This is a genomic window from Streptomyces sp. CA-243310, assembly GCF_050936775.1.
Taxonomy (GTDB): domain Bacteria; phylum Actinomycetota; class Actinomycetes; order Streptomycetales; family Streptomycetaceae; genus Streptomyces.
Map to the genome: position 1 here is coordinate 3,224,287 of NZ_JBNJMF010000002.1, position 23,253 is coordinate 3,247,539.

At 71.5% G+C, this 23,253-nt stretch carries 21 protein-coding genes; 10 read left to right on the forward strand and 11 right to left on the reverse strand.

All coding sequences use genetic code 11. The features are described 5' to 3' along the window. Positions 1 to 20: 20 nt before the first annotated feature. On the forward strand, positions 21 to 1,490 hold the full coding sequence (locus ACQEVM_RS32020) for a DUF2637 domain-containing protein (RefSeq protein ID WP_433084792.1): 1,470 nt from the start codon (positions 21 to 23) through the stop codon (positions 1,488 to 1,490). Positions 1,491 to 1,613: 123 nt separating this feature from the next. Here the strand turns inward: ACQEVM_RS32020 and lysS are convergent, their stop codons facing one another. Then, the gene (lysS, locus tag ACQEVM_RS32025; RefSeq protein ID WP_433084794.1) at positions 1,614 to 3,341 is read right to left on the reverse strand and encodes a lysine--tRNA ligase; all 1,728 of its coding nucleotides are present in this window, start codon (positions 3,339 to 3,341) and stop codon (positions 1,614 to 1,616) included. Between the two features lie 177 nt (positions 3,342 to 3,518). Here lysS and argS point away from each other — a divergent pair, with 177 nt between their 5' ends. Beyond that, positions 3,519 to 5,291 (forward strand): arginine--tRNA ligase, encoded by a 1,773-nt coding sequence (gene argS / locus ACQEVM_RS32030; protein WP_433084796.1) that lies wholly within the window; start codon positions 3,519 to 3,521, stop codon positions 5,289 to 5,291. 198 nt (positions 5,292 to 5,489) lie between these two features. Beyond that, on the forward strand, positions 5,490 to 7,037 hold the full coding sequence (locus tag ACQEVM_RS32035) for a hypothetical protein (protein ID WP_433084798.1): 1,548 nt from the start codon (positions 5,490 to 5,492) through the stop codon (positions 7,035 to 7,037). Positions 7,038 to 7,105: 68 nt separating this feature from the next. Here the strand turns inward: ACQEVM_RS32035 and ACQEVM_RS32040 are convergent, their stop codons facing one another. Further along, positions 7,106 to 7,504: an ATP-binding protein gene (locus ACQEVM_RS32040; protein ID WP_433084800.1), complete on the reverse strand. Its 399-nt coding sequence runs from the start codon at positions 7,502 to 7,504 to the stop codon at positions 7,106 to 7,108. Between the two features lie 151 nt (positions 7,505 to 7,655). On the opposite strand from ACQEVM_RS32040, the gene ACQEVM_RS32045 reads away from it, so the two are divergent. The 3 genes from ACQEVM_RS32045 to ACQEVM_RS32055 all read left to right on the forward strand — a co-directional run bounded on the left by ACQEVM_RS32045 (position 7,656) and on the right by ACQEVM_RS32055 (position 9,102). Further along, positions 7,656 to 8,441 carry a helix-turn-helix domain-containing protein gene (locus tag ACQEVM_RS32045; protein WP_433084802.1) on the forward strand — a complete coding sequence of 262 codons (786 nt, stop codon included), beginning with the start codon at positions 7,656 to 7,658 and terminating at the stop codon, positions 8,439 to 8,441. After that, complete coding sequence (locus ACQEVM_RS32050) at positions 8,438 to 8,686, forward strand: DUF397 domain-containing protein (RefSeq protein WP_433084804.1); 249 nt, start codon at positions 8,438 to 8,440, stop codon at positions 8,684 to 8,686. Before ACQEVM_RS32045 ends, ACQEVM_RS32050 begins: the two co-directional genes overlap by 4 nt. 89 nt (positions 8,687 to 8,775) lie before the next feature. Next, on the forward strand, positions 8,776 to 9,102 hold the full coding sequence (locus ACQEVM_RS32055; RefSeq protein WP_433084806.1) for a hypothetical protein: 327 nt from the start codon (positions 8,776 to 8,778) through the stop codon (positions 9,100 to 9,102). 6 nt (positions 9,103 to 9,108) lie between these two features. Here the strand turns inward: ACQEVM_RS32055 and ACQEVM_RS32060 are convergent, their stop codons facing one another. Further along, positions 9,109 to 9,381 carry a DUF1876 domain-containing protein gene (locus ACQEVM_RS32060; protein ID WP_053682948.1) on the reverse strand — a complete coding sequence of 91 codons (273 nt, stop codon included), beginning with the start codon at positions 9,379 to 9,381 and terminating at the stop codon, positions 9,109 to 9,111. A 189-nt stretch (positions 9,382 to 9,570) separates the two neighbouring features. Here ACQEVM_RS32060 and ACQEVM_RS32065 point away from each other — a divergent pair, with 189 nt between their 5' ends. Beyond that, positions 9,571 to 10,137: a hypothetical protein gene (locus ACQEVM_RS32065; RefSeq protein WP_433084808.1), complete on the forward strand. Its 567-nt coding sequence runs from the start codon at positions 9,571 to 9,573 to the stop codon at positions 10,135 to 10,137. Between the two features lie 21 nt (positions 10,138 to 10,158). On the opposite strand, the gene hemB is transcribed toward ACQEVM_RS32065, so the two are convergent. The 6 genes from hemB to ACQEVM_RS32095 all read right to left on the reverse strand — a co-directional run bounded on the left by hemB (position 10,159) and on the right by ACQEVM_RS32095 (position 17,302). After that, positions 10,159 to 11,160, reverse strand: coding sequence for a porphobilinogen synthase (hemB, locus tag ACQEVM_RS32070; protein ID WP_053682953.1), 1,002 nt, complete (start codon positions 11,158 to 11,160; stop codon positions 10,159 to 10,161). Positions 11,161 to 11,515: 355 nt separating this feature from the next. Beyond that, positions 11,516 to 13,192 (reverse strand): uroporphyrinogen-III synthase, encoded by a 1,677-nt coding sequence (locus tag ACQEVM_RS32075; RefSeq protein ID WP_433084810.1) that lies wholly within the window; start codon positions 13,190 to 13,192, stop codon positions 11,516 to 11,518. Beyond that, entirely contained in the window at positions 13,189 to 14,157 is a 969-nt protein-coding gene (hemC, locus tag ACQEVM_RS32080) for a hydroxymethylbilane synthase (protein ID WP_433084812.1), read from the reverse strand. Before hemC ends, ACQEVM_RS32075 begins: the two co-directional genes overlap by 4 nt. Beyond that, positions 14,154 to 15,926: a glutamyl-tRNA reductase gene (locus ACQEVM_RS32085; protein WP_433084814.1), complete on the reverse strand. Its 1,773-nt coding sequence runs from the start codon at positions 15,924 to 15,926 to the stop codon at positions 14,154 to 14,156. The genes hemC and ACQEVM_RS32085 overlap by 4 nt, the downstream gene beginning before the upstream one ends. Further along, on the reverse strand, positions 15,923 to 16,750 hold the full coding sequence (locus ACQEVM_RS32090) for a redox-sensing transcriptional repressor Rex (protein ID WP_433084816.1): 828 nt from the start codon (positions 16,748 to 16,750) through the stop codon (positions 15,923 to 15,925). The genes ACQEVM_RS32085 and ACQEVM_RS32090 overlap by 4 nt, the downstream gene beginning before the upstream one ends. Positions 16,751 to 17,023: 273 nt before the next feature. Then, entirely contained in the window at positions 17,024 to 17,302 is a 279-nt protein-coding gene (locus ACQEVM_RS32095) for a glutaredoxin family protein (protein ID WP_351750059.1), read from the reverse strand. A 180-nt stretch (positions 17,303 to 17,482) separates the two neighbouring features. On the opposite strand from ACQEVM_RS32095, the gene ACQEVM_RS32100 reads away from it, so the two are divergent. The 3 genes from ACQEVM_RS32100 to ACQEVM_RS32110 all read left to right on the forward strand — a co-directional run bounded on the left by ACQEVM_RS32100 (position 17,483) and on the right by ACQEVM_RS32110 (position 21,110). Further along, positions 17,483 to 18,487, forward strand: coding sequence for an HAD-IB family hydrolase (locus ACQEVM_RS32100; protein WP_433084819.1), 1,005 nt, complete (start codon positions 17,483 to 17,485; stop codon positions 18,485 to 18,487). Between the two features lie 394 nt (positions 18,488 to 18,881). Further along, positions 18,882 to 19,676, forward strand: a complete 795-nt coding sequence (locus ACQEVM_RS32105) for an ECF subfamily RNA polymerase sigma factor, BldN family (protein WP_433084821.1) — start codon at positions 18,882 to 18,884, stop codon at positions 19,674 to 19,676. Between the two features lie 231 nt (positions 19,677 to 19,907). After that, positions 19,908 to 21,110 (forward strand): DUF5667 domain-containing protein, encoded by a 1,203-nt coding sequence (locus tag ACQEVM_RS32110; protein ID WP_433084823.1) that lies wholly within the window; start codon positions 19,908 to 19,910, stop codon positions 21,108 to 21,110. Between the two features lie 52 nt (positions 21,111 to 21,162). On the opposite strand, the gene ACQEVM_RS32115 is transcribed toward ACQEVM_RS32110, so the two are convergent. Both ACQEVM_RS32115 and ACQEVM_RS32120 read right to left on the reverse strand, forming a co-directional pair. Further along, on the reverse strand, positions 21,163 to 22,137 hold the full coding sequence (locus ACQEVM_RS32115) for a lysophospholipid acyltransferase family protein (protein WP_433084825.1): 975 nt from the start codon (positions 22,135 to 22,137) through the stop codon (positions 21,163 to 21,165). Beyond that, entirely contained in the window at positions 22,137 to 23,210 is a 1,074-nt protein-coding gene (locus ACQEVM_RS32120; protein WP_433084827.1) for an NAD-dependent epimerase/dehydratase family protein, read from the reverse strand. The genes ACQEVM_RS32115 and ACQEVM_RS32120 overlap by 1 nt, the downstream gene beginning before the upstream one ends. Between the last annotated feature and the right edge of the window lie 43 nt (positions 23,211 to 23,253).

Sequence of the window (23,253 nt, forward strand, 5' to 3'; positions counted from 1 at the left end):
TCAAGGGGAGGGGATCGCGGGTGGCCGCGATGCAGCTGACTCGCACGCACCGCATATTGATCGGTGTCGTGGTCGCCGGTGCCGTGGTCATCGCGGGGATCGGTTTCGCCGGCTCGTACGCCGCGGTGCGCGCGCTGGCGCTGCAGAAGGGCTTCGGCAGCTTCTCGCTCGTGTTCCCCATCGGCATCGACATGGGCATCTGCGTGCTGTTGGCGCTGGACCTGTTGCTGACGTGGATACGGATCCCGTTCCCGTTGCTGCGCCAGACGGCGTGGCTGCTGACTGCGGCGACGATCGCGTTCAACGGCGCGGCGGCCTGGCCGGATCCGCTCGGCGTGGGCATGCACGCCGTGATCCCGATCCTGTTCGTGGTCACCGTCGAGGCGGCCCGGCACGCGGTGGGCCGGATCGCGGACATCACCGCGGACCGGCACATGGAGGGCGTGCGGATCACCCGCTGGCTGTTGTCGCCGTTCCCGACCTTCAAGCTGTGGCGCCGGATGAAACTGTGGGAGCTGCGCTCCTACGAGCAGGCCGTCGGCATGGAGCAGGACCGGTTGATATACCAGGCGCGGCTCCAGGCCCGGTACGGGCGGGCCTGGCGTCGCAAGGCCCCCGTCGAGGCGCTGATGCCGCTCCGGCTGGCCCGCATCGGGGTCCCCCTGGCGCAGACCGCCCCGGAGGGGCTGGCGGCGGCGGGCATCGACCCGGTGCTGTTGCCTCCGGCGGCTCCCGGCGCGGCGGCCCTCCCCGACGTCCTGGCCGCGCAGGCTCCGGCGGAGACACCCGCGCTCACGGCCGCGACGGCGCGACCCCGGCCGCCCGCCACGCCCGCGGCTCCCCCGGCGCCCGCGCAGGCCGCGGCCCCCGTACAGGGCCAACCGCCGCAGCCCGCACAGCCCGGCCCCGCACAGCCGGGGCCCACGCAGGCCGAGCCCACGCAGCCCGGTCCCGCCGAGGCCGGAGCGGTGTTCCACGGCCCGGCGCCCTTCGCGGTGGAGCCGACGGCCATGCCGGCGGCACACAACAGCGCGTGGTTCGCCGCACCGCTGGCCCCGCAGGCCGCGTACGAGGGTGGCTACAACCCGCAGTACGTGGAGGGGCTGGAGCCGATCCCGGTGATGCCCCCGGCCGGCCCCGAGGAGCAGCGGCGGCCCGAGCAGCAGGAGTTGCCGATCCCGGCCCCCCGTTCCCGGGAGGACGCGGCCGTCGCACGCGAGGCCGACTCCGCTTCCGCCGCCGAAGCCGACACCGACACCGACAGGGACGACGCCCACGTCGACGAGGCGAAGTTCGCGGAGGCCGCCTACGAGGTCTTCCGCGCCTACCTCGACGAGTTCTCCCAGTTCCCGACGCCCGAGCAGGTCGACATACACCTCTCGGACCGGCACGGCATCGTGCACCCGCGCAGCGCCTCGATGATCCGGCGGCTCATGCCGGAGCTGAAGCAGCGCTACCAGCGCGACCTGGAGAACGAGCACATCGCGTGACCCGGAGCCGCAAGGCACCGACACCACGCCACGCACAACGCCCGCACCGCACGCGCGAGGGCCCGCACCCCGAAGGGTGCGGGCCCTCGCGTCGTACGCGGTGCCTCGGCGGGCTCGGCTGCCTCAGACCGCCAGCAGCTTGCGCACCCGGTCCGCCCCGACCGCCAGCAGCAGCGTGGGCAGGCGCGGCCCGGTCTCCCGGGTCACGAGCAGCCGGTAGAGCAGGGCGAAGAACGTCCGCTGCGCGACCTTGAGTTCCGGCGTCGGCTTGGCGTCGGGCTCCAGGCCGGCCATGACCTTGGGCACGCCGTAGACCAGGGTGGTGAGCCCGTCGAGCGACCAGTGCGAGTCGAGCCCGTCGACGAGCAGCCGCAGGGACTCGCGGCCCTCCTCGTCCAGCGAGGACAGCAGCTCGGTGTCGGGCTCCTCGCGGACCAGCGTGCGCTGGTCGGCCGGGACCTGGGTGGTGATCCAGTTCTCGGCGCGGTCCAGGCGCGGCCGTACCTCGTCGAGCGAGGTCAGCGGCGACGTCGGGTCCAGGTCGGACAGGATGCGCAGGGTCTGCTCGTCGTGCCCGGCGGTGATGTCGACGACGGACGCGAGCGTCCGGTACGCCATCGGCCGCGGGGTGCGGGGCAGTTCACCCTCCGCGGTGCGGACGGCGCGGGTGTGCGCCGCCGCGTCGGCCGGCAGCACGGAGCCGTCGGCGACCTTGGACTCCAGCTTGTCCCACTCGTCGTAGAGCCGCTGGATCTCCTGGTCGAAGGCGATCTTGAAGGACTGGTTCGGCTTGCGGCGCGCGTACAGCCAGCGCAGCAACTGCGGTTCCATGATCTTCAGCGCGTCGGAGGGCGTCGGGACGCCACCCTTCGAGGAGGACATCTTGGCCATGCCGCTGATGCCGACGAACGCGTACATCGGGCCGATCGGCTGCTCGCCGCCGAAGATGTGCACGATCTGCCCGCCGACCTGGAAGGACGAGCCGGGCGAGGAGTGGTCGACGCCCGAGGGCTCGAAGATCACGCCCTCGTAGGCCCAGCGCATCGGCCAGTCGACCTTCCACACCAGCTTGCCGCGGTTGAACTCGCTGAGCTTGACCGTCTCGGTGAACGCGTCCTCGGTGCAGACGTAGGTCAGCTCCGTGGTCTCGTCGTTGTAGGACGTGACCTTGGTGAAGTCCTTGCCGCACTGCGCGCAGTAGGGCTTGTACGGGAAGTACCCGCCCTCGGCGCTGCTGCCGTCGTCCTCGGCCGCCGCGCCGGAGCCCTCGGCGGCCTCCAGCTCGGCCTCGTCGACCTGCTTCTGCTGGGGCTTCTTGCCGCCCGGCTTCTGCTTGGTGCGGTACTGGTCGAGCACGGCGTCGATGTCGCCGCGGTGCTTCATCGCGTGCAGGACCTGCTCGCGGTACACACCGTTGGTGTACTGCTCGGTCTGGCTGATCGGGTCGTACTCGACGCCCATCTCGGCGAGCGCCTCGACCATGGCGGCCTTGAAGTGCTCGGCCCAGCTGCCGTACGCGGACCCGGCCGGGGCGGGGACGGCGGTCAGCGGCTTGCCGATGTGCGCGGCCCACGTCTCGTCGACGCCGGGGACGCCGGCCGGCACCTTCCGGTAGCGGTCGTAGTCGTCCCACGAGATCAGGTGGCGGACCTCGACGCCCCGGCGGCGGATCTCGTCCGCGACCAGGTGCGGGGTCATGACCTCGCGGAGGTTGCCCAGGTGGATCGGGCCGGAAGGGGAGAGTCCGGACGCGACGACGACAGGTTTGCCGGGTGCTCGGCGCTCCGCCTCGGCGATGACCTCGTCCGCGAAACGGGAGACCCAGTCGGTCTCGGTGCTGCTCTGAGCCACGACACGTCCTTCTACTCGAATGCTGGCTTCGCCATTCTCCCAGACGGAACGGGTCGCTCCGAGGTTGCTCCCCGCGCCCGATATCCCGCGAAAGCGAAGGGCCGCGCGTGGGATACTCGGCACTTGTCGGAACAACCAAGTGCACCCACCGGCACAACCTCACAGGAACGGCAGCTCATGGCCTCGGTCCCTTCCCTCGCTTCTTCCGTCAATCAGCGCGTCGCGGACGCCCTCGCCTCGGCCCTGCCGGAGGCCGGTGGCGCCGACCCGCTGCTGCGACGAAGCGACCGGGCCGACTTCCAGGCCAACGGCATCCTGGCGCTCGCGAAGAAGGCCAAGGCCAATCCGCGCGAGCTGGCGACGACCGTGGTCGAGGGCATCCCGACGGGTGACCTGATCAAGGAGATCGAGGTCTCGGGCCCCGGCTTCCTCAACATCACGATCACCGACAAGGCGATCATCGAGACCCTCGCGGCGCGGGCCGGCGACGACCGCCTCGGCGTGCCGCTCGCCGAGAACCCGGGCACCACGGTGATCGACTACGCCCAGCCGAACGTCGCCAAGGAGATGCACGTCGGTCACCTGCGGTCCGCCGTGATCGGCGCCGCGATGGTCGAGATCCTGGAGTTCACGGGCGAGAAGGTCGTCCGCCGGCACCACATCGGCGACTGGGGCACCCAGTTCGGCATGCTCATCCAGTACCTGATGGAGCACCCGCACGAGCTGGACCACAAGTCGGACGAGGAGGTCTCCGGCGAGGAGGCCATGTCCAACCTGAACCGGCTCTACAAGGCCTCGCGCGCGCTCTTCGACTCCGACGAGGAGTTCAAGACGCGGGCCCGCGCCCGGGTCGTCGACCTCCAGGCCGGCGAGCCGGAGACCCTCGCGCTGTGGCAGCGGTTCGTGGACGAGTCGAAGATCTACTTCTACTCCGTCTTCAACAAGCTGGACATGGACATCCAGGACCCCGACGTGGTCGGCGAGTCCGGCTACAACGACATGCTCGTGGAGACCTGCAAGCTGCTGGAGGACTCGGGCGTCGCCGTCCGCTCCAACGGCGCGCTCTGCGTCTTCTTCGACGACGTCAAGGGCCCGGACGGCAACCCGACCCCGTTGATCGTCCGGAAGTCGGACGGCGGCTTCGGTTACGCCGCCACCGACCTCTCCGCGATCCGCGACCGGGTGGGCGTGCTGAACGCGTCCACGCTCCTCTACGTCGTCGACGCCCGTCAGTCCCTGCACTTCAAGATGGTCTTCGAGACGGCCCGCCGCGCCGGCTGGCTGAACGAGGACACCAAGGCCGTGCAGCTGGCCTTCGGCACCGTCCTCGGCAAGGACGGCAAGCCGTTCAAGACCCGTGAGGGCGAGACGGTGCGGCTGGTGGACCTGCTGGACGAGGCCGTCGAGCGGGCGACCACCGTCGTCCGGGAGAAGGACGCGGACCGCAACCTCCTCACCGAGGAGGAGATCGTCGAGAACGGCCTCCAGGTCGGCATCGGCGCCGTCAAGTACGCGGACCTCTCCACCTCGGCCGCCCGCGACTACAAGTTCGACCTGGACCAGATGGTCTCCCTCACCGGTGACACCTCCGTGTACCTCCAGTACGCGTACGCCCGGATCAAGTCCATCCTGCGCAAGGCGGGCGACCGTTCCCCGGTCGCGCACCCGGAGCTGGAGCTGGCCCCGGCCGAGCGCGCGCTGGGCCTGCACCTGGACCACTTCGGCGAGCTGGTCGCGGAGGCCGCCGGGGAGTACGCGCCGCACAAGGTGGCCGCGTACCTCTACCAGCTGTCCTCGCTGTTCACGACCTTCTACACCGAGTGCCCGGTCGTGAAGCCGGAGCCGGAGCTGGTCGTGGGCGAGAACCGCCTCTTCCTGTCGGACCTGACCGCCCGCACCCTCTCCAAGGGCATGTCCCTCCTCGGGATCCGGACCCCCGAGAAGCTCTGACCCTTCCGTACGCACGACCTGTACGCGCCCGACCCCGCCGCCGGTAGTCCGATTCCGGGGGCGGGGTCTTTTTTCGGCCACCTTAAGAAGGTTGAATGTCGATCAATCGTGATCTGGAAGCCCTCCCCCGGTACCCACCGCACCCCTAATCTGAGCACGTTCAGTAAAGGGGCCGGGGCCGGAACGTCCGCATCCGGCATGGGGGGATTCGAAGTGAAGCTCAAGCGCATGGCCCTGGTGGCGGCTGCCGCCGTCGCGGGTCCGACCATCCTGGCCGCCACGCCGGCCATGGCCGCCGACCAGCCGGCCGTGATCGTTCCGGACGCCGCGCCGAAGGAGGACGCCGCTGCGGCGACCGACGACGCCCCGGCCGCGCAGCAGCACAATCAGGCCAAGCCCGCCCCGATCGCACCGACCGCCCCAACGGGCTCCCCCGCCGCCGAGCCGGCCCCGAAGGCCCCCGAGACGTCGAAGGCATCCCAGGCCCCGCAGGCACCCGGGGCCCCGCAGGCCGAGAAGGGGGGCCAGACGGAGATCCCCCTGGAGGACGACCTCGCCGACTCGATGCTGATGGGCCCCGAAGTCACCGTCCAGGGCATCCCGAAGGACGGCTTCCAGCCCGGGGGCGGCTGGACCGACCTGACGGTCAAGGTCGACAACGGCGGCCACATCGCTGTCAAGAACTACGTCCCGCAGCTGACGATGATGGACATGGAGGGCCGCTTCAAGCCCTCCCAGATCAAGGTCGAGTACCGCGCCGCCGGCCAGAGCGGCGCGACCTGGCAGTCCGCCGCGCCGATCCGGAACGAGGACCTGGGCGGCGGCATCCGGTACGACCTGGGCAAGAACCCCTCGATCGCCGCCAACGCGAAGTACTCCCTGGACGTGCGCGTCCGCTTCGCCGCGGACATCGCCGTCCTGCCCTTCGAGATCTACACGGACGGCACCAGCACGACGGCCTCCGGCGTCGCCCACTCCCCGGCCTCCTGGCACCCCGCCAAGATCGCCGGCGCGGAGGACGGCGAGGAGATCCCGCTGCCCTCCGAGGGCCCCGCGCTCACCGTGAACGGCGTGCCGAAGGGCGGCTTCACGGCCGGCGCCGACTGGCAGAACCTCTCGATCCACGTCGACAACACCGGCAGGCAGCGCCTCGGACAGTTCGACCTGGCCCTCATCATGGCGCGCCCCGACCGGGTCCCCATGAAGGCCTCCCAGATCGCCCTGGAGGTCTACAGCAAGGACGCCCGGGGCAAGAAGGGCTGGCACGCGGCGGAGCGCCACGACGAGGACGGCGTCTTCTTCGGCTTCGACCTCGCCGGCGGCGCGGTCGAAGCGGGCCGGAGCTTCGACGTACAGGTACGCGTCCGCTTCGCCGCCGACGCCCCGACCGGAGACCTGACGCTCGGCGTCGCCGGCTGGGCCGTGGTGAACGAGAAGACCGGGGAGTACGCCGAGTCCCACTCCGACGGCACCCTGACGAAGATCAACAAGGCGGGCACCGGCACCGGAACGGGCACCGGCACCGGCACCGGCAACCAGCACACCCCCGACGGCGGCTCCAAGCCGATCGACCAGAACCCCGACGGCACCACCGGCGGCGGCAACGGCGGCACCACCGGCGGTGAACTCGCCGCCACCGGCAGTTCCCCCGCCACCAGTTGGGCCCTCGGAGCCGGCGGCGTGGCCCTGGCGATGGGCGCCGCCCTGGTGGCCGGCACCGGCCGCCGTCGCCGCCCCACCGCCTGACCCGCACGCACCCGCGCGCGCCCGCCGTACGGGGAACCCCCGCCGCCCGCCCGGGCCGCGGGGGTTCCTCAGGTGTCGTACTCGCACCACACCACCTTCCCGGGCACGCACGCCACCACCCCCCACCGGTCCGCGAGCGCCGCGACCAGCAGCAGCCCCCGGCCCCCCTCCACACGCACGTCCCGGTCCTCGATCCGGGGTCGCCCGCCCCCGCTGTCGTGGACCTCGATCCGGACCGCGCCCTCGAAGCGCAGCAACCGCAGCCGGTAGCCCCGGCCGGGCGGGACGCCGTGCAGCAGGGCGTTGGTGGCCAGCTCACTCACGCAGAGCAACAGGTCGTCCCGGCGGCCCGTCACCTCCCACGCGTCGAGGGTCTCGCCCAGGAACTCCCTTGCAGCACGCACGGTTTGGCGGCTGCGCGGATAGAACCGCTCCCGCACCAGGGCGGGTTGAATATTCACGTTCACGGGGCGATGGTCGCGGTGCGTGACTAGCGTGGCGCAGACGACCGACCCGTACTCCTCACTGAGTACGGGTTGGTACGGCTATCACTCGGGCGCAGGTGGGGAGTTCGGTTGCATGCCACCAAGGAAGAGGCCTCGGCCCAATTCGACCGCGATGAAGATGGTCGGCGAGATGGTCGCCGCCGGCCGGCTCGCCAAAGGACTGACCCAGCGCGCACTCGCGCTGGAAGTGCCGATGGACATCGAGACGCTGGCCTCCATCGAGCAGGGCCGTCGCGTCCTGATGCCCGACGTCGCGGAGCGGATGGACCGGATCCTGGGCCTGCCCGGGATGCTGACGGTCGCCGCGAACAGGATGCCCGAGGTCGACAGCATCCCGCCGTGGGCCGAGGAGTACATGGAACGCGAGCTGGAGGCGCTCGCCCTGTCCTGGTACGACACGCTGACCGTGCCGGGGTTGCTCCAGACCGAGGAGTACGCGCGGTCCGTCCTCGGCTGCCGCGTGCCGTACCACGGGGAGGAGTGGATCGAGCTCCAGACCGCCCGTCGGATCAAGCGTCAGGAGATACTGCGCCGCCCGGCCCCGCCCACGCTCAGCTTCGTCATCTGGGAGGCCGCCCTGCGCGACCGGATCGGCGGCAAGGCGGTCCATCGCGAGCAGGTCCGACACCTGCGCGCCTGCGCCGACCGCCCCGGCATCGCCCTCCAGATCCTGCCGCTGGGCATCACCGCCCACGCGGGTCTCGACGGCCCGTTCACCCTGCTGGAGACCCCCGAGCACCAGCACCTCGCGTACTCCGAAACCCAGCGCGGCAGCATCCTCGTGCGCGACCCGAACGAGGTCAGCATCCTCACTCAGAAGTATGCGATGCTGCGATCCCAGGCCCTCAACTTCGATGAGACGAGGGACCTGTTGGACCGGCTGTCAGGAGAGCGATGAGCACCGAACTCGCGTGGTTCAAGTCCAGCTACAGCGGCAGCGAGGGCGGCCAGTGCCTCGAAGTCGCCGTCGCCTGGCGCAAGTCCAGCCACAGCGGTGACGAAGGCGGCCAGTGCGTCGAGGTCGCCGCCTGCGCCTGCGCCGCCGGCCAGGTGCACGTGCGGGACTCCAAGGTCCCGCACGGACCCACCCTGACCCTCGCCCCCGGCACCTGGACCCGCCTGACCGACTGGGTCGGCGTCTAGAACGCCCTCGGCACGGCGGAACCGAGGAAAAGGCACGTACCAGGGCCTTCTACGCAACCTCGGACCGCGCTTTGCCCCTCCCACTCCGCATGGGAGCCAATCGACTCACCGGGCTCGACGCGGCCCGCGGCATCGCCGTCCTCGGCATGTTCGCGGTCCACGTCGGCCCGACCCCCCACCCCTCACCGGGTACGGCCCGTCCTGGCTCGCCCTGCACCCCGGGGGCCGCCGCGCACCCCTGCTGGAGGCCGTCGCCCGCGAACACCCCTGGGCACTGGCCACCCGGACCCGATCGCGGGACCTGGCAGTACGCACTGCGCGGCAGCGCCCTGCGGCGCGGCCCGCTGGAATGGGCGCTGCGCGCCCTGACCCCGCCCCGACGTGCGCGCCGGGACGGGGCCGAGGCCGGCGGTTGAGCGGGATCAGCGGTTGAGCGGGTACGAGTGCCGGCCCGTGGCCTCGTCGATCTCCGTGTGCGCCTTCTGCAACATCTGACCCGCGAGATCCATCAGCGCCCTGGCGCCGGCGATCTCCTCGCCGACCCGCAACTGATCCGGGTCCGACGGGTGGCGCATGGCATAGCCGTGCGCCCTCATCTCGGAGCCGTCCGCGAGCCTCACCATGGCCGCCGCACCCGTGCGGTGCCCCTCCTCGGAGAACTCCAGCTCCACGTGCCATCCGACGAGCGTGGACATGCTGCACCACCTCCAGGATCACCCTGCTTCCAGGGTGCGCCCGCCGGCGCCGGGCCGCGACCTCCGCCGGTCGCCGGCGCGCGGCGGGCGACGCACGATGGAAGAGGGACCCGGGGGCCGGCGGCTCGCAGAGCCGCCCGCCATTCCCCCGTCCCGATCTCCTCGACTCCCCCTCGACAGGAGCAGCTCATGTCCCGCACCACTCGACGCGTACGACGCGTCGCCGTCACCTCGCTCGTCGCGTCCTCGTTCGCCCTCGGCGGCGCCGCGTTCCTCGCGCCCACCGCCGGCGCTGCGGTCCCCACCGCGAGCTGCACCGTGACGCCCGGTCCGACCGGTTCCGTCGTCATCACCGGCGAGGGCTTCACGGCCCCCCGCAAGCTCAACGACGGCGAGAGCACGCAGCCGCTGAACGTCGACGCGAGCGGCAACTTCCGGGAGACCCGCTTCCAGAAGAACGTCAACTACACGGTCCTCGCGGTCAACGAGGACCAGAACTTCATCTTCGTCAACTGCAAGGTCCTCGCGAAGCCCAGCCCCGACTCCCCCACGTCCAAGCCGAACAAGCCCCCGCAGAACGCCCAGGCGGACTACCGGCAGGGCTTCAAGGAAGGCTTCGGCGTCGGCAAGACGGCAGCCGCCAAGAGCTGCGACAGCCGCCCGACGGCCGACAAGACCCAGCAGCACAGCGAGAACTACTGGAAGGGTTGGGGCCAGGGAGTCGGCGCAGCCTTCCGCCAGGCCTGCAAGGGCTGACCCACCGCACCGCCCGACGGGTCAGCGCGCCTCGCGCAGCCAGCCCGCGACCTCGGTCGCCCAGTAGGTCAGGATCGTGTCCGCGCCCGCCCGCCTGATGCCGAGCAGCGTCTCCAGGATCGCCCGGTCGCGCTCGATCCAGCCCTTCTCCGCGGCGGCCTCGACCATCGCGTACTCGCCACTGATCTGGTAGGCCGCGACCGGTACGTCCACGGCCTGCGCGACCCGGTACAGGATGTCCAGGTAGGGGCCCGCCGGCTTGACCATGACCATGTCGGCGCCCTCCTCCAGGTCCAGCGCCAGCTCCCGCAGCGACTCGCGGGCGTTCGCCGGATCCTGCTGGTACGTCTTGCGGTCGCCCTGGAGCGAGGAACCGACGGCCTCCCGGAAGGGACCGTAGAACGCCGACGAGTACTTCGCCGTGTACGCCAGGATCGAGACGTCCTCGTGGCCCGTCTCGTCGAGCGCGTCACGGATCACGCCGACCTGGCCGTCCATCATCCCGCTCGGCCCCACCACGTGGACGCCCGCGTCCGCCTGGACCTGCGCCATCTCCGCGTACCGCTCCAGCGTCGCGTCGTTGTCCACGCGCCCGTGCTCGTCCAGGACGCCGCAGTGCCCGTGGTCGGTGTACTCGTCCAGACACAGGTCCGACATGATCACCAGGTCGTCACCGACCTCGGCCTTCACGTCGCGGATCGCGAGCTGCAGGATCCCGTCCGGCTCGGTGCCCGCCGTGCCCCGCGCGTCCTTGTTCTCGTCCGCCGGAACCCCGAAGAGCATGATCCCCGCGACCCCCGCCGAGACCGCCTCGACGGCCGCCTTCCGCAGCGTGTCCCGGGTGTGTTGGACGACGCCCGGCATCGCCGCGATGGCGACCGGCTCGCTGATGCCCTCGCGCACGAACGCCGGGAGGATCAGGTCCGAGGGGTGCAGCCGCGTCTCCGCGACCATCCGCCGCATCGCCGGAGTCGTGCGCAGCCGGCGGGGCCGCGAACCGGGGAAGGATCCGTACGCGCTCATCTTCAGTCGCCTCTTCGAACTTCGACAGCAGTCGCCCCCAGCGTAGGTCCTGGCGTCGAAGTGGCGCCGGTAGGGCCCGCGGTGTCCGGTGCCGTGCATCGCGAGGCGGAGGGGCGCCCTTGTACCGGACGTACTCGGGTGCCCCGACAACGCGGCGAGGTGCGGTACCGGGCGCCGCGGGCCAGGCGCCACTTCGACGACAGGGCCCGAGGCCGCACACCGCGCGAACGGTGCGCGGCCCGGTGCGCCGCCGGAAACGGGCGCGGCCCGGGCGCACACGCACCCGGGCCGCGCCCGTCACTCCTCGCCCCGCCCGGCCGGCCGTTCGACCGGCCGGCGGACCGGACTCACCGGCTCACGTCGTGCGTCGGCGTCGCGCTCCCGGCCGTCGCTCGCTCGGCCGGGCCACCGACTCGCCGGCCTCCTTGGCCGCGTCGCGGCGCGCCGCACCGTACTCGGCCAGCGCCTCCGCCAGCTTCGACACCGACGGCTCCGGCGACAGGACGTCCACGCGCAGCCCGTGCTCCTCCGCGGTCTTGGCCGTCGCGGGCCCGATGCACGCGATGACGGTCACGTTGTGCGGCTTGCCCGCGATCCCGACCAGGTTGCGGACGGTGCTCGACGACGTGAACATCACGGCGTCGAAACCGCCGCCCTTGATCGCCTCGCGCGTGTCCGCCGGCGGCGGCGACGCGCGCACGGTCCGGTAGGCCGTCACGTCGTCGACCTCCCAGCCCAGCTCTATCAGCCCGGCGACCAGCGTCTCCGTCGCGATGTCGGCCCGCGGCAGGAAGACGCGGTCGATCGGGTCGAAGACCGGGTCGTAGGGCGGCCAGTCCTCCAGCAGCCCGGCGGCCGACTGCTCGCCGCTCGGCACCAGGTCCGGCTTCACGCCGAACTCCACCAGCGCCGCCGCGGTCTGCTCGCCCACCGCGGCGACCTTGATGCCCGCGAAGGCCCGCGCGTCCAGCCCGTACTCCTCGAACTTCTCGCGCACCGCCTTCACGGCGTTCACCGAGGTGAAGGCGATCCACTCGTAGCGGCCCGTGACCAGGCCCTTGACCGCCCGCTCCATCTGCTGCGGGGTGCGCGGCGGCTCCACGGCGATCGTCGGCACCTCGTGCGGCACCGCGCCGTACGAACGCAACTGGTCGGAGAGCGAGGCGGCCTGCTCCTTGGTGCGCGGCACCAGCACCCGCCAGCCGAACAGCGGCTTCGACTCGAACCAGGCCAGGTCCTCGTGACGCGCGGCCGCGCCGTGCTCACCGACCACGGCTATCACGGGGCGCGCGCCCTCGGGCGAGGGCAGCACCTTCCCCTGCTTGAACACCTGGGCGATGGTCCCCAGGGTGGCGTTCCAGGTCCGCTGCCGCGTCGTGGTGCCCGCCACCGTCACGGTGAGCGGGGTGTCGGGCTTGCGCCCGGACGACACCAGTTCGGCGGCGGCCGCGGACACGGTCTCCAGGGTCGCGGAGACCACGAGGATCCCGTCGCTCGCGCCGACCTCGCTCCAGCAGCGCGCCGAGGCGTTGCGGGCGTCGACGAAGCGCACGTCCGTGCCCTTGGCGTCCCGGCCGCCGCTCAGCGGCACACCCGCGTAAGCGGGCACGCCCACGGCGGTCGCGACACCGGGCACCACCTCGAAGGGGATGCCCGCGGTCGCGCAGGCCAGCATCTCCTCGGCGGCGTTGCCGTCGAGACCGGGGTCGCCCGTGACGGCACGGACCACCCGCCTGCCGGACCGCGCGGCCTCCATGACAAGATTGGCGGCATCACGGATCACCGGGACACCGGCGGCTGCTGACACTTCGTCAGCCACCGTCAGCTGCGGCGTGTCGACGCCCGCGCGAGCATGGGTGCGTACGACTTCGAGCACCTCGGGCTCCGCGATCAGCACGTCCGCAGCGCCGAGCGCCTCGACGGCGCGCAGTGTCAGCAGGCCCGGGTCGCCGGGCCCGGCACCGAGGAAGGTGACGCGCCCGTGGGCGGCGACCGCCACAAGAGCGGAGTGGGTGGGGATTGAGGGGTTCAAAGGGATCGCTCCCCCATCAGACCGGCCGCGCCCTTGGCCAGCATCTCGTCCGCGAGTTCGCGTCCGAGCGCCATGGCCTCGTCGTGAGACTGGGGCACGGGACCGGTGGTGGACAGCTGCACGAGCGTCGAGCCGTCGAGCGTTCCGACGACACCCCGCAGGCGCATTTCATTGACAACCTGCCCGTCGGCCAACAGGTCGGCGAGCGCGCCCACGGGCGCGCTGCAGCCGGCCTCCAGGGCGGCGAGCAGAGACCTTTCGGCGGTCACGGCGGCTCGCGTGTACGAGTCGTCGAGTTCACCGAGGGCGGCGATGAGGTCCGTGGCGGACGCGAGGCACTCCACGGCCAGGGCTCCCTGGCCGGGTGCGGGCAGCACGTTGTCCACGGACAGCAGGTCGGTCGCCTCGTCACCGCGGCCGATCCGGTTCAGCCCGGCGGCGGCGAGGACCACGGCGTCCAGTTCCCCGTCGCGCACGAAGCCGATCCGGGTGTCGACGTTCCCGCGGATCGGGACCGTCTCGATGACCTTGCCCATGCTCCTGGCGTACGCGTTGAGCAGCGCCGTGCGCCGCGGCGAACCGGTACCGATCCGCGCGCCGTCGGGCAGCTGCTCGAAGCTCAGGCCGTCACGGGCGACGAGCGCGTCGCGCACGTCCTCCCGTCGCGGCATCGCCGCGATGACCAGCTCGTCGGGCTGCGCGGTCGGCAGGTCCTTCAGCGAGTGCACCGCGAAGTCGACCTCGCCCCGCACGAGGGCGTCGCGCAGCGCCGTGACGAACACGCCGGTGCCGCCGATCTGCGCGAGGTGCTCGCGGGACACGTCACCGTAGGTCGTGATCTCCACGAGCTCGACGGGACGGCCGGTGACCGCCCGCACCGCCTCGGCGACGTGCCCGGACTGGGACATGGCCAACTTGCTGCGTCGCGTGCCAAGCCGGAGGGGCTGGTCGGGACGTGTGTTCATGATGCCCGTCCTGGGTCGTCGTTCTTCGGATCGGCCGCGTCCGCCCGGCTGACGGAGGCCACCGTCTGAGGGTCGAGGTCGAAGAGTTCGCGCAGCGCCTCGGCGTACCCGGCGCCGCCGGGCTCACTGGCGAGCTGCTTGACGCGCACGGTCGGCGCGTGGAGGAGCTTGTCGACGACGCGGCGCACGGTCTGGGTGACCTCGGCCCGCTGCCGGTCGTCGAGGTCGGGCACCCGGCCGTCGAGCCGGGCCACTTCCATCGCCACCACCTCGGCGGCCATGGCGCGCAGCGCGACGACGGTGGGCGTGATGTGCGCGGCCCGCTGGGCGGCCCCGAACGCGGCCACCTCCTCCGCGACGATCGCCCGCACGGCGTCCACGTCGGCGGCCATCGGCGCGTCGGCGGAGGCCTCGGCGAGCGACTCGATGTCCACGAGGCGCACCCCGGGGACCCGGTGCACGGCGGCGTCGATGTCACGCGGCATCGCCAGGTCGAGGAGCGCGAGCCGTACGCTCGCGCCGTTCACGACGGCCGGCCGGCTCCGGCGGGGCTGCCGCTGGGCGGCCGCCTCACCCTGGTCGGCCCAGGTGCCGTGCAGTTCGAGGGCGTTGGCGTCGACCCCGGTGAGCGCGGAACGCCCGTCGGACGTCGGCGCGTCCAGGCCCAGCGGGCAGTCGTCGCGCTCGGCGACCGCCGTCAGGGTCCGCGCGGCCCCGGCGTCCGCCAGCCGCCGCCCGCCCTCGGCGGCGGCCACCAGCCGCGCCAGGACCTCGGCATCGGCGAACCCGTCCCGCGCGGGAACCGGGACGCCGCCCGAGCCCGTCGCCTTGCGGGGCGCGGAGACCGCCGCAGGGACGGAACCCCGCCCCGCGGATCCCGCCGGGGAGCCGCCCGGATCCGCCGGCGCCTGCGGCGCGGGGATCGGGGCGGAGCCCCTGGACAGCGCGTCCGCGACGTCGTCGCCGGTCAGCACCAGCCCGGTGGCCCCGGTACAGGACACGACCACGTCAACACGTGTCAGCTCATCCGCCACACGGGTCATCGGCACCGCCCGAGCCGCCACCCCGGTGCCCGAGGCAACCAGAATCTCGGCCAAACGCTCCGCGCGCTCGATGGTCCGGTTCGCCACCATGATCTCGGCGACCCCGACCCGCGCCAGTGTCGCGGCGGCCAACGAGGACATCGAGCCGGCGCCGATCACCAGCGCCCGCTTGCCGTCGGCCCAACGGTCCACCGGCTCGTGGACGGCCAGCTGCTCCAGCCCGAAGGTCACCAGCGACTGCCCGGCCCGGTCGATCCCGGTCTCCGAGTGCGCCCGCTTGCCGACCCGCAGCGCCTGCTGGAACAGGTCGTTGATCAGCCGCCCGGCGGTGTGCTGCTCCTGCCCGAGCGCCAGCGCGTCCTTGATCTGGCCGAGGATCTGCCCCTCGCCGACGACCATAGAGTCCAGCCCGCACGCCACCGAGAACAGGTGGTGCACCGCCCGGTCCTCGTAGTGCACGTAGAGATAGGGGGTGAGCTCTTCCAGGGCCACCCCGCTGTGCTGCGCGAGCAGCGTCGACAGCTCGGCGACACCGGCGTGGAACTTGTCCACGTCCGCGTACAGCTCGATCCGGTTGCAGGTGGCCAGCACGGTCGCCTCGGTCGCCGGTTCGGCGGCGAGGGTGTCGTGCAGCAGCTTCACCTTGGCATCGGCGGACAGGGAGGCCCGCTCCAGCACACTGACCGGCGCGCTGCGGTGGCTCAGCCCTACGACGAGCAGACTCATGCCGGCATCACCGCCGGCACGTCACCCTCGGGGTTGCCCTTGCGCGAGGTGGTGGTGGTGGCGCGTCCCGCGGGCGGGACCACGGCGGCGGCGGGAGCGGCTCCCGTACCGGTGGCCTCGTCGTCCGACAGGGCCCCGGCGGCAGCGGCGGCAGCGGCCCCCTCACCGGCCTTGCGCTGCTCGTGGAAGGCGAGGATCTGCAGCTCGATGGACAGGTCGACCTTGCGCACGTCCACGCCCTCGGGAACCGACAGCACGGTGGGCGCGAAGTTCAGGATGGAGGTGACCCCGGCGGCGATGAGCCGCTCGCTCACCTGCTGCGCGGCGCCGGCCGGGGTCGCGATGACCCCGATCGAGACGCCGTTGTCCTCGATGATCTTCTCCAGCTCGTCGGTGTGCTGCACGGCCATGCCGGCGACCGGCTTCCCGGCCATGGCCGGGTCGGCGTCGATCAGCGCCGCGACGCGGAAGCCGCGCGCGGAGAAGCCGCCGTAGTTGGCGAGGGCCGCGCCCAGGTTGCCGATGCCGACGATGACGACCGGCCAGTCCTGGGTCAGGCCCAGCTCGCGGGAGATCTGGTAGACGAGGTACTCGACGTCGTAGCCGACGCCGCGGGTCCCGTAGGAACCCAGGTACGAGAAGTCCTTGCGCAGCTTCGCGGAGTTGACTCCGGCGGCGGCCGCGAGCTCCTCGGAGGACACCGTGGGCACCGATCGCTCGGAGAGCGCGGTGAGGGCACGCAAGTACAGCGGAAGCCGGGCGACAGTGGCCTCGGGAATACCTCGGCTGCGGGTCGCCGGTCGGTGAGTTCGGCCAGTTGCCACGATGCTCCTGCGGGATGAGCGGGGCTGCAGGCGGCCACTTGTCCCAGGACCGCCCCGTCGAATGCAGGCTATGTCTTTGTGAACGCGTGCACAAAGATTGTGTCCGCTTTGTCCGAGCAAAGTGACCGGGGTCACGCGGGTCGGTACTGCGGCACGGGAACCCGGAACGGGCCGAACCCGTTCAAATCCCGAGGGGGGCAAAACGGTACACACTCCTCATCGATACGCCCCCGAGTCCCCATAAATCGCCCATGATGGTAACTGCCTGGAGGGTCAGCCCTCCAATGCCCGACGCAACCGCTCAGGGTTCACCCTCCAGAAGGTGTGCTGTTCACCATCCACCAGCACCACCGGAATCTGCTCCCAATGGCGGCGGTAGAGCTCCTCGTCCTGCGAGATGTCCTTCTTCTCCCACCGCGCCCCCGTCTGCGCGCAGACCTCCTCGATCACCGACTGGGCGTCGTCGCACAGGTGACACCCCGGCTTCCCCACGAGCGTGACCAGCCGCTCCTCGGGGCGCTTCTTTTCCTTGCGACGCAGCAGTGGACTCATGTCCTCATTGTCCCGCGCCCCCACGGCCGCCGGGACCCCGCGACGACGCCCGCCGGCCGCCCGTACGGAACGACCCGCGCCGCCCGCGACCCCCGCACGCGGACCGCGCGCCCCGCAGAGTTCACACCTCCGTTTCCCATCGGTTCGGGAACTCCCGAACACAATGGCTATGCTCGCGTCATGGCCGCTCTGGGATGGCTCACCCCCCGTAGGCGCTCCGCGACCGCGCGGAGCGTGCTGGCAGGCGAGGCCTCTGCCGAGGCAGCGCGCAAGACCGCTCAGGCCGAGGCGCCACCTTTCGACGAGACTCCGGATCCGACGCCGGACGCGCCGGACGCCACCCGCTCGATCGCGGAAGCGGAAGCCGCCGAAGTACCGCAGGCGCCCGCCGAGCCCGAGTTCCCGGTCCCCGGAGACGACCTCGCCGCCGCCTTCTTCGACCTCGACAACACCGTCATGCAGGGCGCCGCGATCTTCCATTTCGGCCGCGGCCTCTACAAGCGCGAGTTCTTCCAGCGCCGCGAACTCGCCCGCTTCGCCTGGCAGCAGGCCTGGTTCCGACTCGCGGGCGTCGAGGACCCCGAGCACATGCAGGACGCCCGCGACAGCGCCCTGTCCATCGTCAAGGGCCACCGGGTCTCCGAGCTGATGTCCATCGGCGAGGAGATCTACGACGAGTACATGGCCGAGCGAATCTGGCCGGGCACCCGCGCCCTCGCCCAGGCCCACCTCGACGCCGGCCAGAAGGTCTGGCTCGTCACCGCCGCCCCCGTCGAGACCGCCACGATCATCGCCCGCCGCCTCGGCCTGACCGGAGCCCTGGGCACCGTCGCCGAGTCCGTGGACGGCGTCTACACCGGCCGGCTGGTCGGCGAACCCCTGCACGGCCCCGCCAAGGCCGAGGCCGTGCGCGCCCTGGCCGGCGCCGAGGGCCTGGACCTCGACCGCTGCGCCGCGTACAGCGATTCGCACAACGACATCCCGATGCTGTCGCTCGTCGGACATCCGTACGCGATCAATCCCGACACAAAACTGCGCAAGCATGCCCGTGCCCACGATTGGCGACTGCGCGACTATCGGACCGGCCGCAAGGCCGTGAAGGTCGGCGTCCCGGCAGCCGCCGGCGTCGGCGCGCTCGCGGGCGGCACCGCCGCCGCCATCGCCCTGCACCGCCGCCGCAGGTAACCGCTCCACCCCGGCCCCCTCATCCCGCCTGCGAAAAGCCGCCCGGCCCGCGCCCGGCGGCTTTTCGCCATCCCCGGGCGGACCGCCCGGCGGTCATCCCCCCAGCCTTGCCCCCGCGTCCGGCGAGGCAGTCCCGCAGGCCCGACTCGGTCGCGAGCCACCGTGGAAGCTTCCATTCCGCGCACCCAACCGATCAAGAATCGATCACCATCCGCGACCGAATATGCCCTCGACACGCAACAGAAGTGTCGTAACCGGTGATTTGAGCAACTGGGTGTAGCGCTGCCTGTACGAAGCGTTATTCTCCTCAAACGCATGCCACCGCCCATCTGTCGCCACGACGGGTGAACGGTCCCGCACTGCACGTGATGGAAGCTCTGCCTCTGGGAGTCCCGTGTACCCACCTGTCGGGGTTGACGCCTCGGGCCTGGCTACGCTGCGCGCAACGGTCCTCGACCACCTGCGTGGCTTCGTCCCCACCGCGTACGCCGTCCCCGCCTTCGCCGCCATCCCTGCCGGCCTCGGTCCGGCCGGTCCCTGCTATGCCCTGACCGACGGCGGAGCGACGGTGGGCAGACGCGGCCGCTCGGGCGGCACCGCCGCCGGCGCGCCGGCCGCCCGCCGCCCCACGGCGGACAGCGACCAGGCCCGCATGATGGACCTGGTCGAACGCGCCCAGGCCGGCGAGGCCGAGGCCTTCGGCCGGCTCTACGACCAGTACAGCGACACGGTGTACCGCTACATCTACTACCGCGTCGGCGGCAAGGCGACCGCGGAGGATCTCACCAGCGAGACCTTCCTGCGCGCGCTGCGCCGCATCTCCACCTTCACCTGGCAGGGCCGGGACTTCGGGGCCTGGCTCGTGACGATCGCGCGCAACCTGGTGGCCGACCACTTCAAGTCCAGCCGCTTCCGGCTGGAGGTCACCACCGGCGAGATGCTCGACGCCAACGAGGTGGAACGCAGCCCCGAGGACTCCGTCCTCGAATCCCTCTCCAACGCGGCCCTCCTGGAGGCCGTGCGAAAACTCAACCCGCAGCAGCAGGAATGCGTGACCCTGCGCTTCCTCCAGGGCCTGTCCGTCGCCGAGACGGCCAGGGTCATGGGGAAGAACGAGGGCGCCATCAAGACGCTCCAGTACCGGGCGGTGCGCACGCTGGCCCGCCTGCTCCCGGACGACGCCCGCTGACCGCGGCCCTACTCACACTCTGTAACCCCTGCCGATGACTCTGATGACGCTGTGGTCCGATCATCCTTCGTCCGTAACCCAAGTGCCGCGCCGCTCGTTGTGCGGAATGCAGGCTCCCTGTGGACACGCCCTGCCCGAAGCCGCTCACTCGAAAGTGTGGATGTGCTCAAGGAAGGCAACCTTCCGGACACCTTGGGGAGTCGATCGTCATGACGAGAGGAGGTGCCGCCAGTGATCGCGAACGTGACTCCGCACCGGCGGGCGAACGCCTTCGCCCAGGCCCTGGAGGATCGGACCCCATCCGACCTTTCGGAACCGGACCCGGCGGCCGAGCAGTCCGAGGCACCTGCCGAACCTGCCGACCACGACCGGTTGTTGGCCCTGGCGAGCGTGCTCGGCGAAATGCCGCGCCCAGCGCTGGACCCCGAGGTCAAAGTGGTGCAACGAGCCCAGCTCGTCGCAGCCATGGAGGCCATGGTGAAGGAGGAGAGGGCCGGAGGCGCCGCCGCCGACCCTCTGGTGCCCGAACAGCGGACCGGCCGCGGCGCCCACCGGGCGACGTCGCTCCGGAAATTGCGGCCCCGCTCCCGCTGGTCCAAGGGCATCGCAGCAGGTGGCCTCACCGTGGGTGTGGCCGCAGGGGCCTTCAGCGGCGTGGCCGCTGCCAGCACGGACGCCCTACCGGGTGACTCCCTCTACCCCGTCAAACGGGGCATGGAGGATCTGAAGCTGGGGATGGCCGACGAGGATTCGGACCGGGGCGAGCTGTACCTGGACCAGGCCTCGAACCGGCTGTCGGAGGCCCGCAGGCTGATGGAGCGGGGCCGGACGGGCGTACTGGACCACGAGTCCCTGGGCGAGATCCGCCGAGCGCTGGCGGGAATGAAACACGATGCGGCGGAGGGCCACCGGCTCCTCCAGGCGGCGTACGAACGGGACGGCTCCCTCGGGCCGATCCAGACGCTCTCGTCGTTCTCCCGCTCCCACCGCGACGCGTGGGGCAGGCTCCGGGAGAAGCTCCCGGCGCAGCTCACCGACGTGGGCGGAGAAGTGGAGTCGGTCTTCCAGGCCATAGACGAGGACGTGGCGCCGCTCCAGGGACTGCTGCCGAAGCCACCGGCGCAGACCCGCGGCTCCACCCCGGGCACCTCGGCGAAGCCGAGCGCGCCCGCGGGCAAACAGAAGTCCGCACCCCCGTCGGGTGCCCCGGCGGCGTCCACCCCGAGCACGCCGGCACCGGGCACCAGCAAGGCCCCGGCCCCCGGCAGCGGACTCCTCGGCGGTACGGGCGATCTGCTCCACCCGCCGTCGCAGGACCAGTCCACCCCGCCCCCGTCCACCACTCCGGAGCTCCCGCAGCCGGACATCACCCTCCCGCCGCTCCTCCCCGGCCTCCTGCCGGGGCTGGGCATCCAGGCGGAGGACACCGAGTGAAAAGGCCGGAGGGGACTGCTCGCAGTCCCCTCCGGCCCTCACACCGACCCGCTCAGAAGAACACGGACCTCCGCTGCACCAGCAACCGGTACAGCGTGTGTTGGATCTGCTCCCGCACCTGGTCCGTGAGGTTGAACATCAACATCGGATCCTCGGCGGCCTCCGCCGAGTACCCGTCCGTGGGAATCGGCTCCCCGAACTGGATCGTCCACTTCGTCGGCAACGGCAGCGCGCCGAGCGGCCCCAGCAACGGAAACGTCGGCGTGATCGGGAAGTAGGGGACCCCCAGCAGTCGCGCCAACGTCTTCGCGTTGCCGACCATCGGGTAGATCTCCTCCGCCCCCACGATCGAGCAGGGCACGATCGGCGTTCCCGCGCGCAGCGCCGTCGACACGAACCCGCCCCGGCCGAACCGCTGGAGCTTGTACCGGTCCCCGAAGGGCTTGCCCAGCCCCTTGAAGCCCTCCGGCATCACCCCGACCAGTTCCCCGGCCTCCAACAGCCGTTGCGCGTCCTCCGCGCAGGCCAGCGTGTGCCCGGCCTTGCGGGCGAGTTCGTTCACCACCGGCAGCATGAACACCAGGTCCGCCGCCAGCAGGCGCAGGTGCCGCTCCGCGGGGTGATGGTCGTGCACCGCGACCTGGAGCATCAGACCGTCCAGCGGCAACGTCCCGGAGTGGTTCGCCACGATCAGCGCGCCCCCCTCCTTCGGGATGTTCTCGACGCCCTTGACCTCGACCCTGAAGTACTTGTCGAACAACGGCCGCATCAAGGACATAAGGACCTGGTCCGTCAGCTCCTTGTCGTAGCCGAAGTCGTCGACCTCGTACTCCCCGGTGATCCGCCGCCGCAGGAACGCCAGCCCGCCGGCGATCCTCCGGTCCCACCCCGCCCCGCCCGCCGCGGGCTCGGCCGGGACCGGCTCCACCACGGGATCGGGCTCGACCGGTGGCGCGACCCGCACCCGCCGCGGCGGCCGCCGACGCGGCCGGTCCTCGTCGAACGGGATGACTTTCGCGTCCGCCACTATCTCTTCGCTCCCTCGGCCACCGGCTCCACACTCGACAGGTCCACCTTCAGCATGCCCGCCACCCGGTCCACCGTGCGACCGACCCGCTCCGGCGGCAACAGCCCGCTCCCCCGACTCCGGGCGAAGTCCGCGAAGGTCTCCGCCGTCGTGTACAGGGGCGCGAAACCGAGAGTGTCCCGCATCTGGGTGGTCTCCACGACCCGCCCGTGCGTCAGGAGCCTTATCTGTTCGGGCGAGAAGTCCGTCACGCCGACCGCCCGCAGCGCCGACCCCACCCACGTCACCGCGGGCAGCAACAGCGGCACCGTGGGCCGCCCCAGCCGCCGCGCGCACTGCGACAGCAGCAACACGCCGTCGCCCGCGATGTTGAAGGTCCCGCTGTTGAGCGTCCCGCGCCGGGGCTCCCCGGCCGCCAACCGCAACACGTCCACCACGTCGTCCTCGTGAACGAACTGCAACCTCGGGTCGTAACCCAACACGGTCGGCATCACCGGGATCGAGAAGTACTCGGCGAGCGCGGAATCCGCGTACGGCCCCAGGATGTTCGCGAACCGCAGCACGCACACGGCCACGTCCGGTCGTCTTCGCGCGAAGCCCCGCACGTACCCCTCGACCTCGGCGGCGTCCTTCGCGAAGCCGGCCGGAGGCAGCGACTTCGGCTGCGTGGTCTCGGTGAAGACCGCCGGATCCCGCGAGGTGCCCCCGTACACACTGGTACTGGACTTCACCACGAGCCGCCGCACCGTCGGTGACTTCTGGCAGGCCCCGAGGAGCTGCATCGTCCCGATGACGTTCGTTTCCTTGACGGCGCTGCGCGCACCGCCCGACCCCGCACTGCCCCCGGTGACGGCCAGGTGGACCACCGTGTCGACGGAATGCTCGGCGAGCACCCGGACGATGGCCGACTGTCTGATGTCCGTCCGCACGAACTCGGCAGAACCGAGCCGATGCGACGGACTCACGGCATCCACCGCGATCACCCGCTCGACGTCCGGTTCGTGCTGGATGCGCCGCACGAAGCGGCCTCCCAGCTGCCGGGCAGCCCCGGTGACGAGCACGACCTTGCCCACGAGCTCAGCGCCTCCCTCGAAGAAGTACCCCGGCTGCACCGCA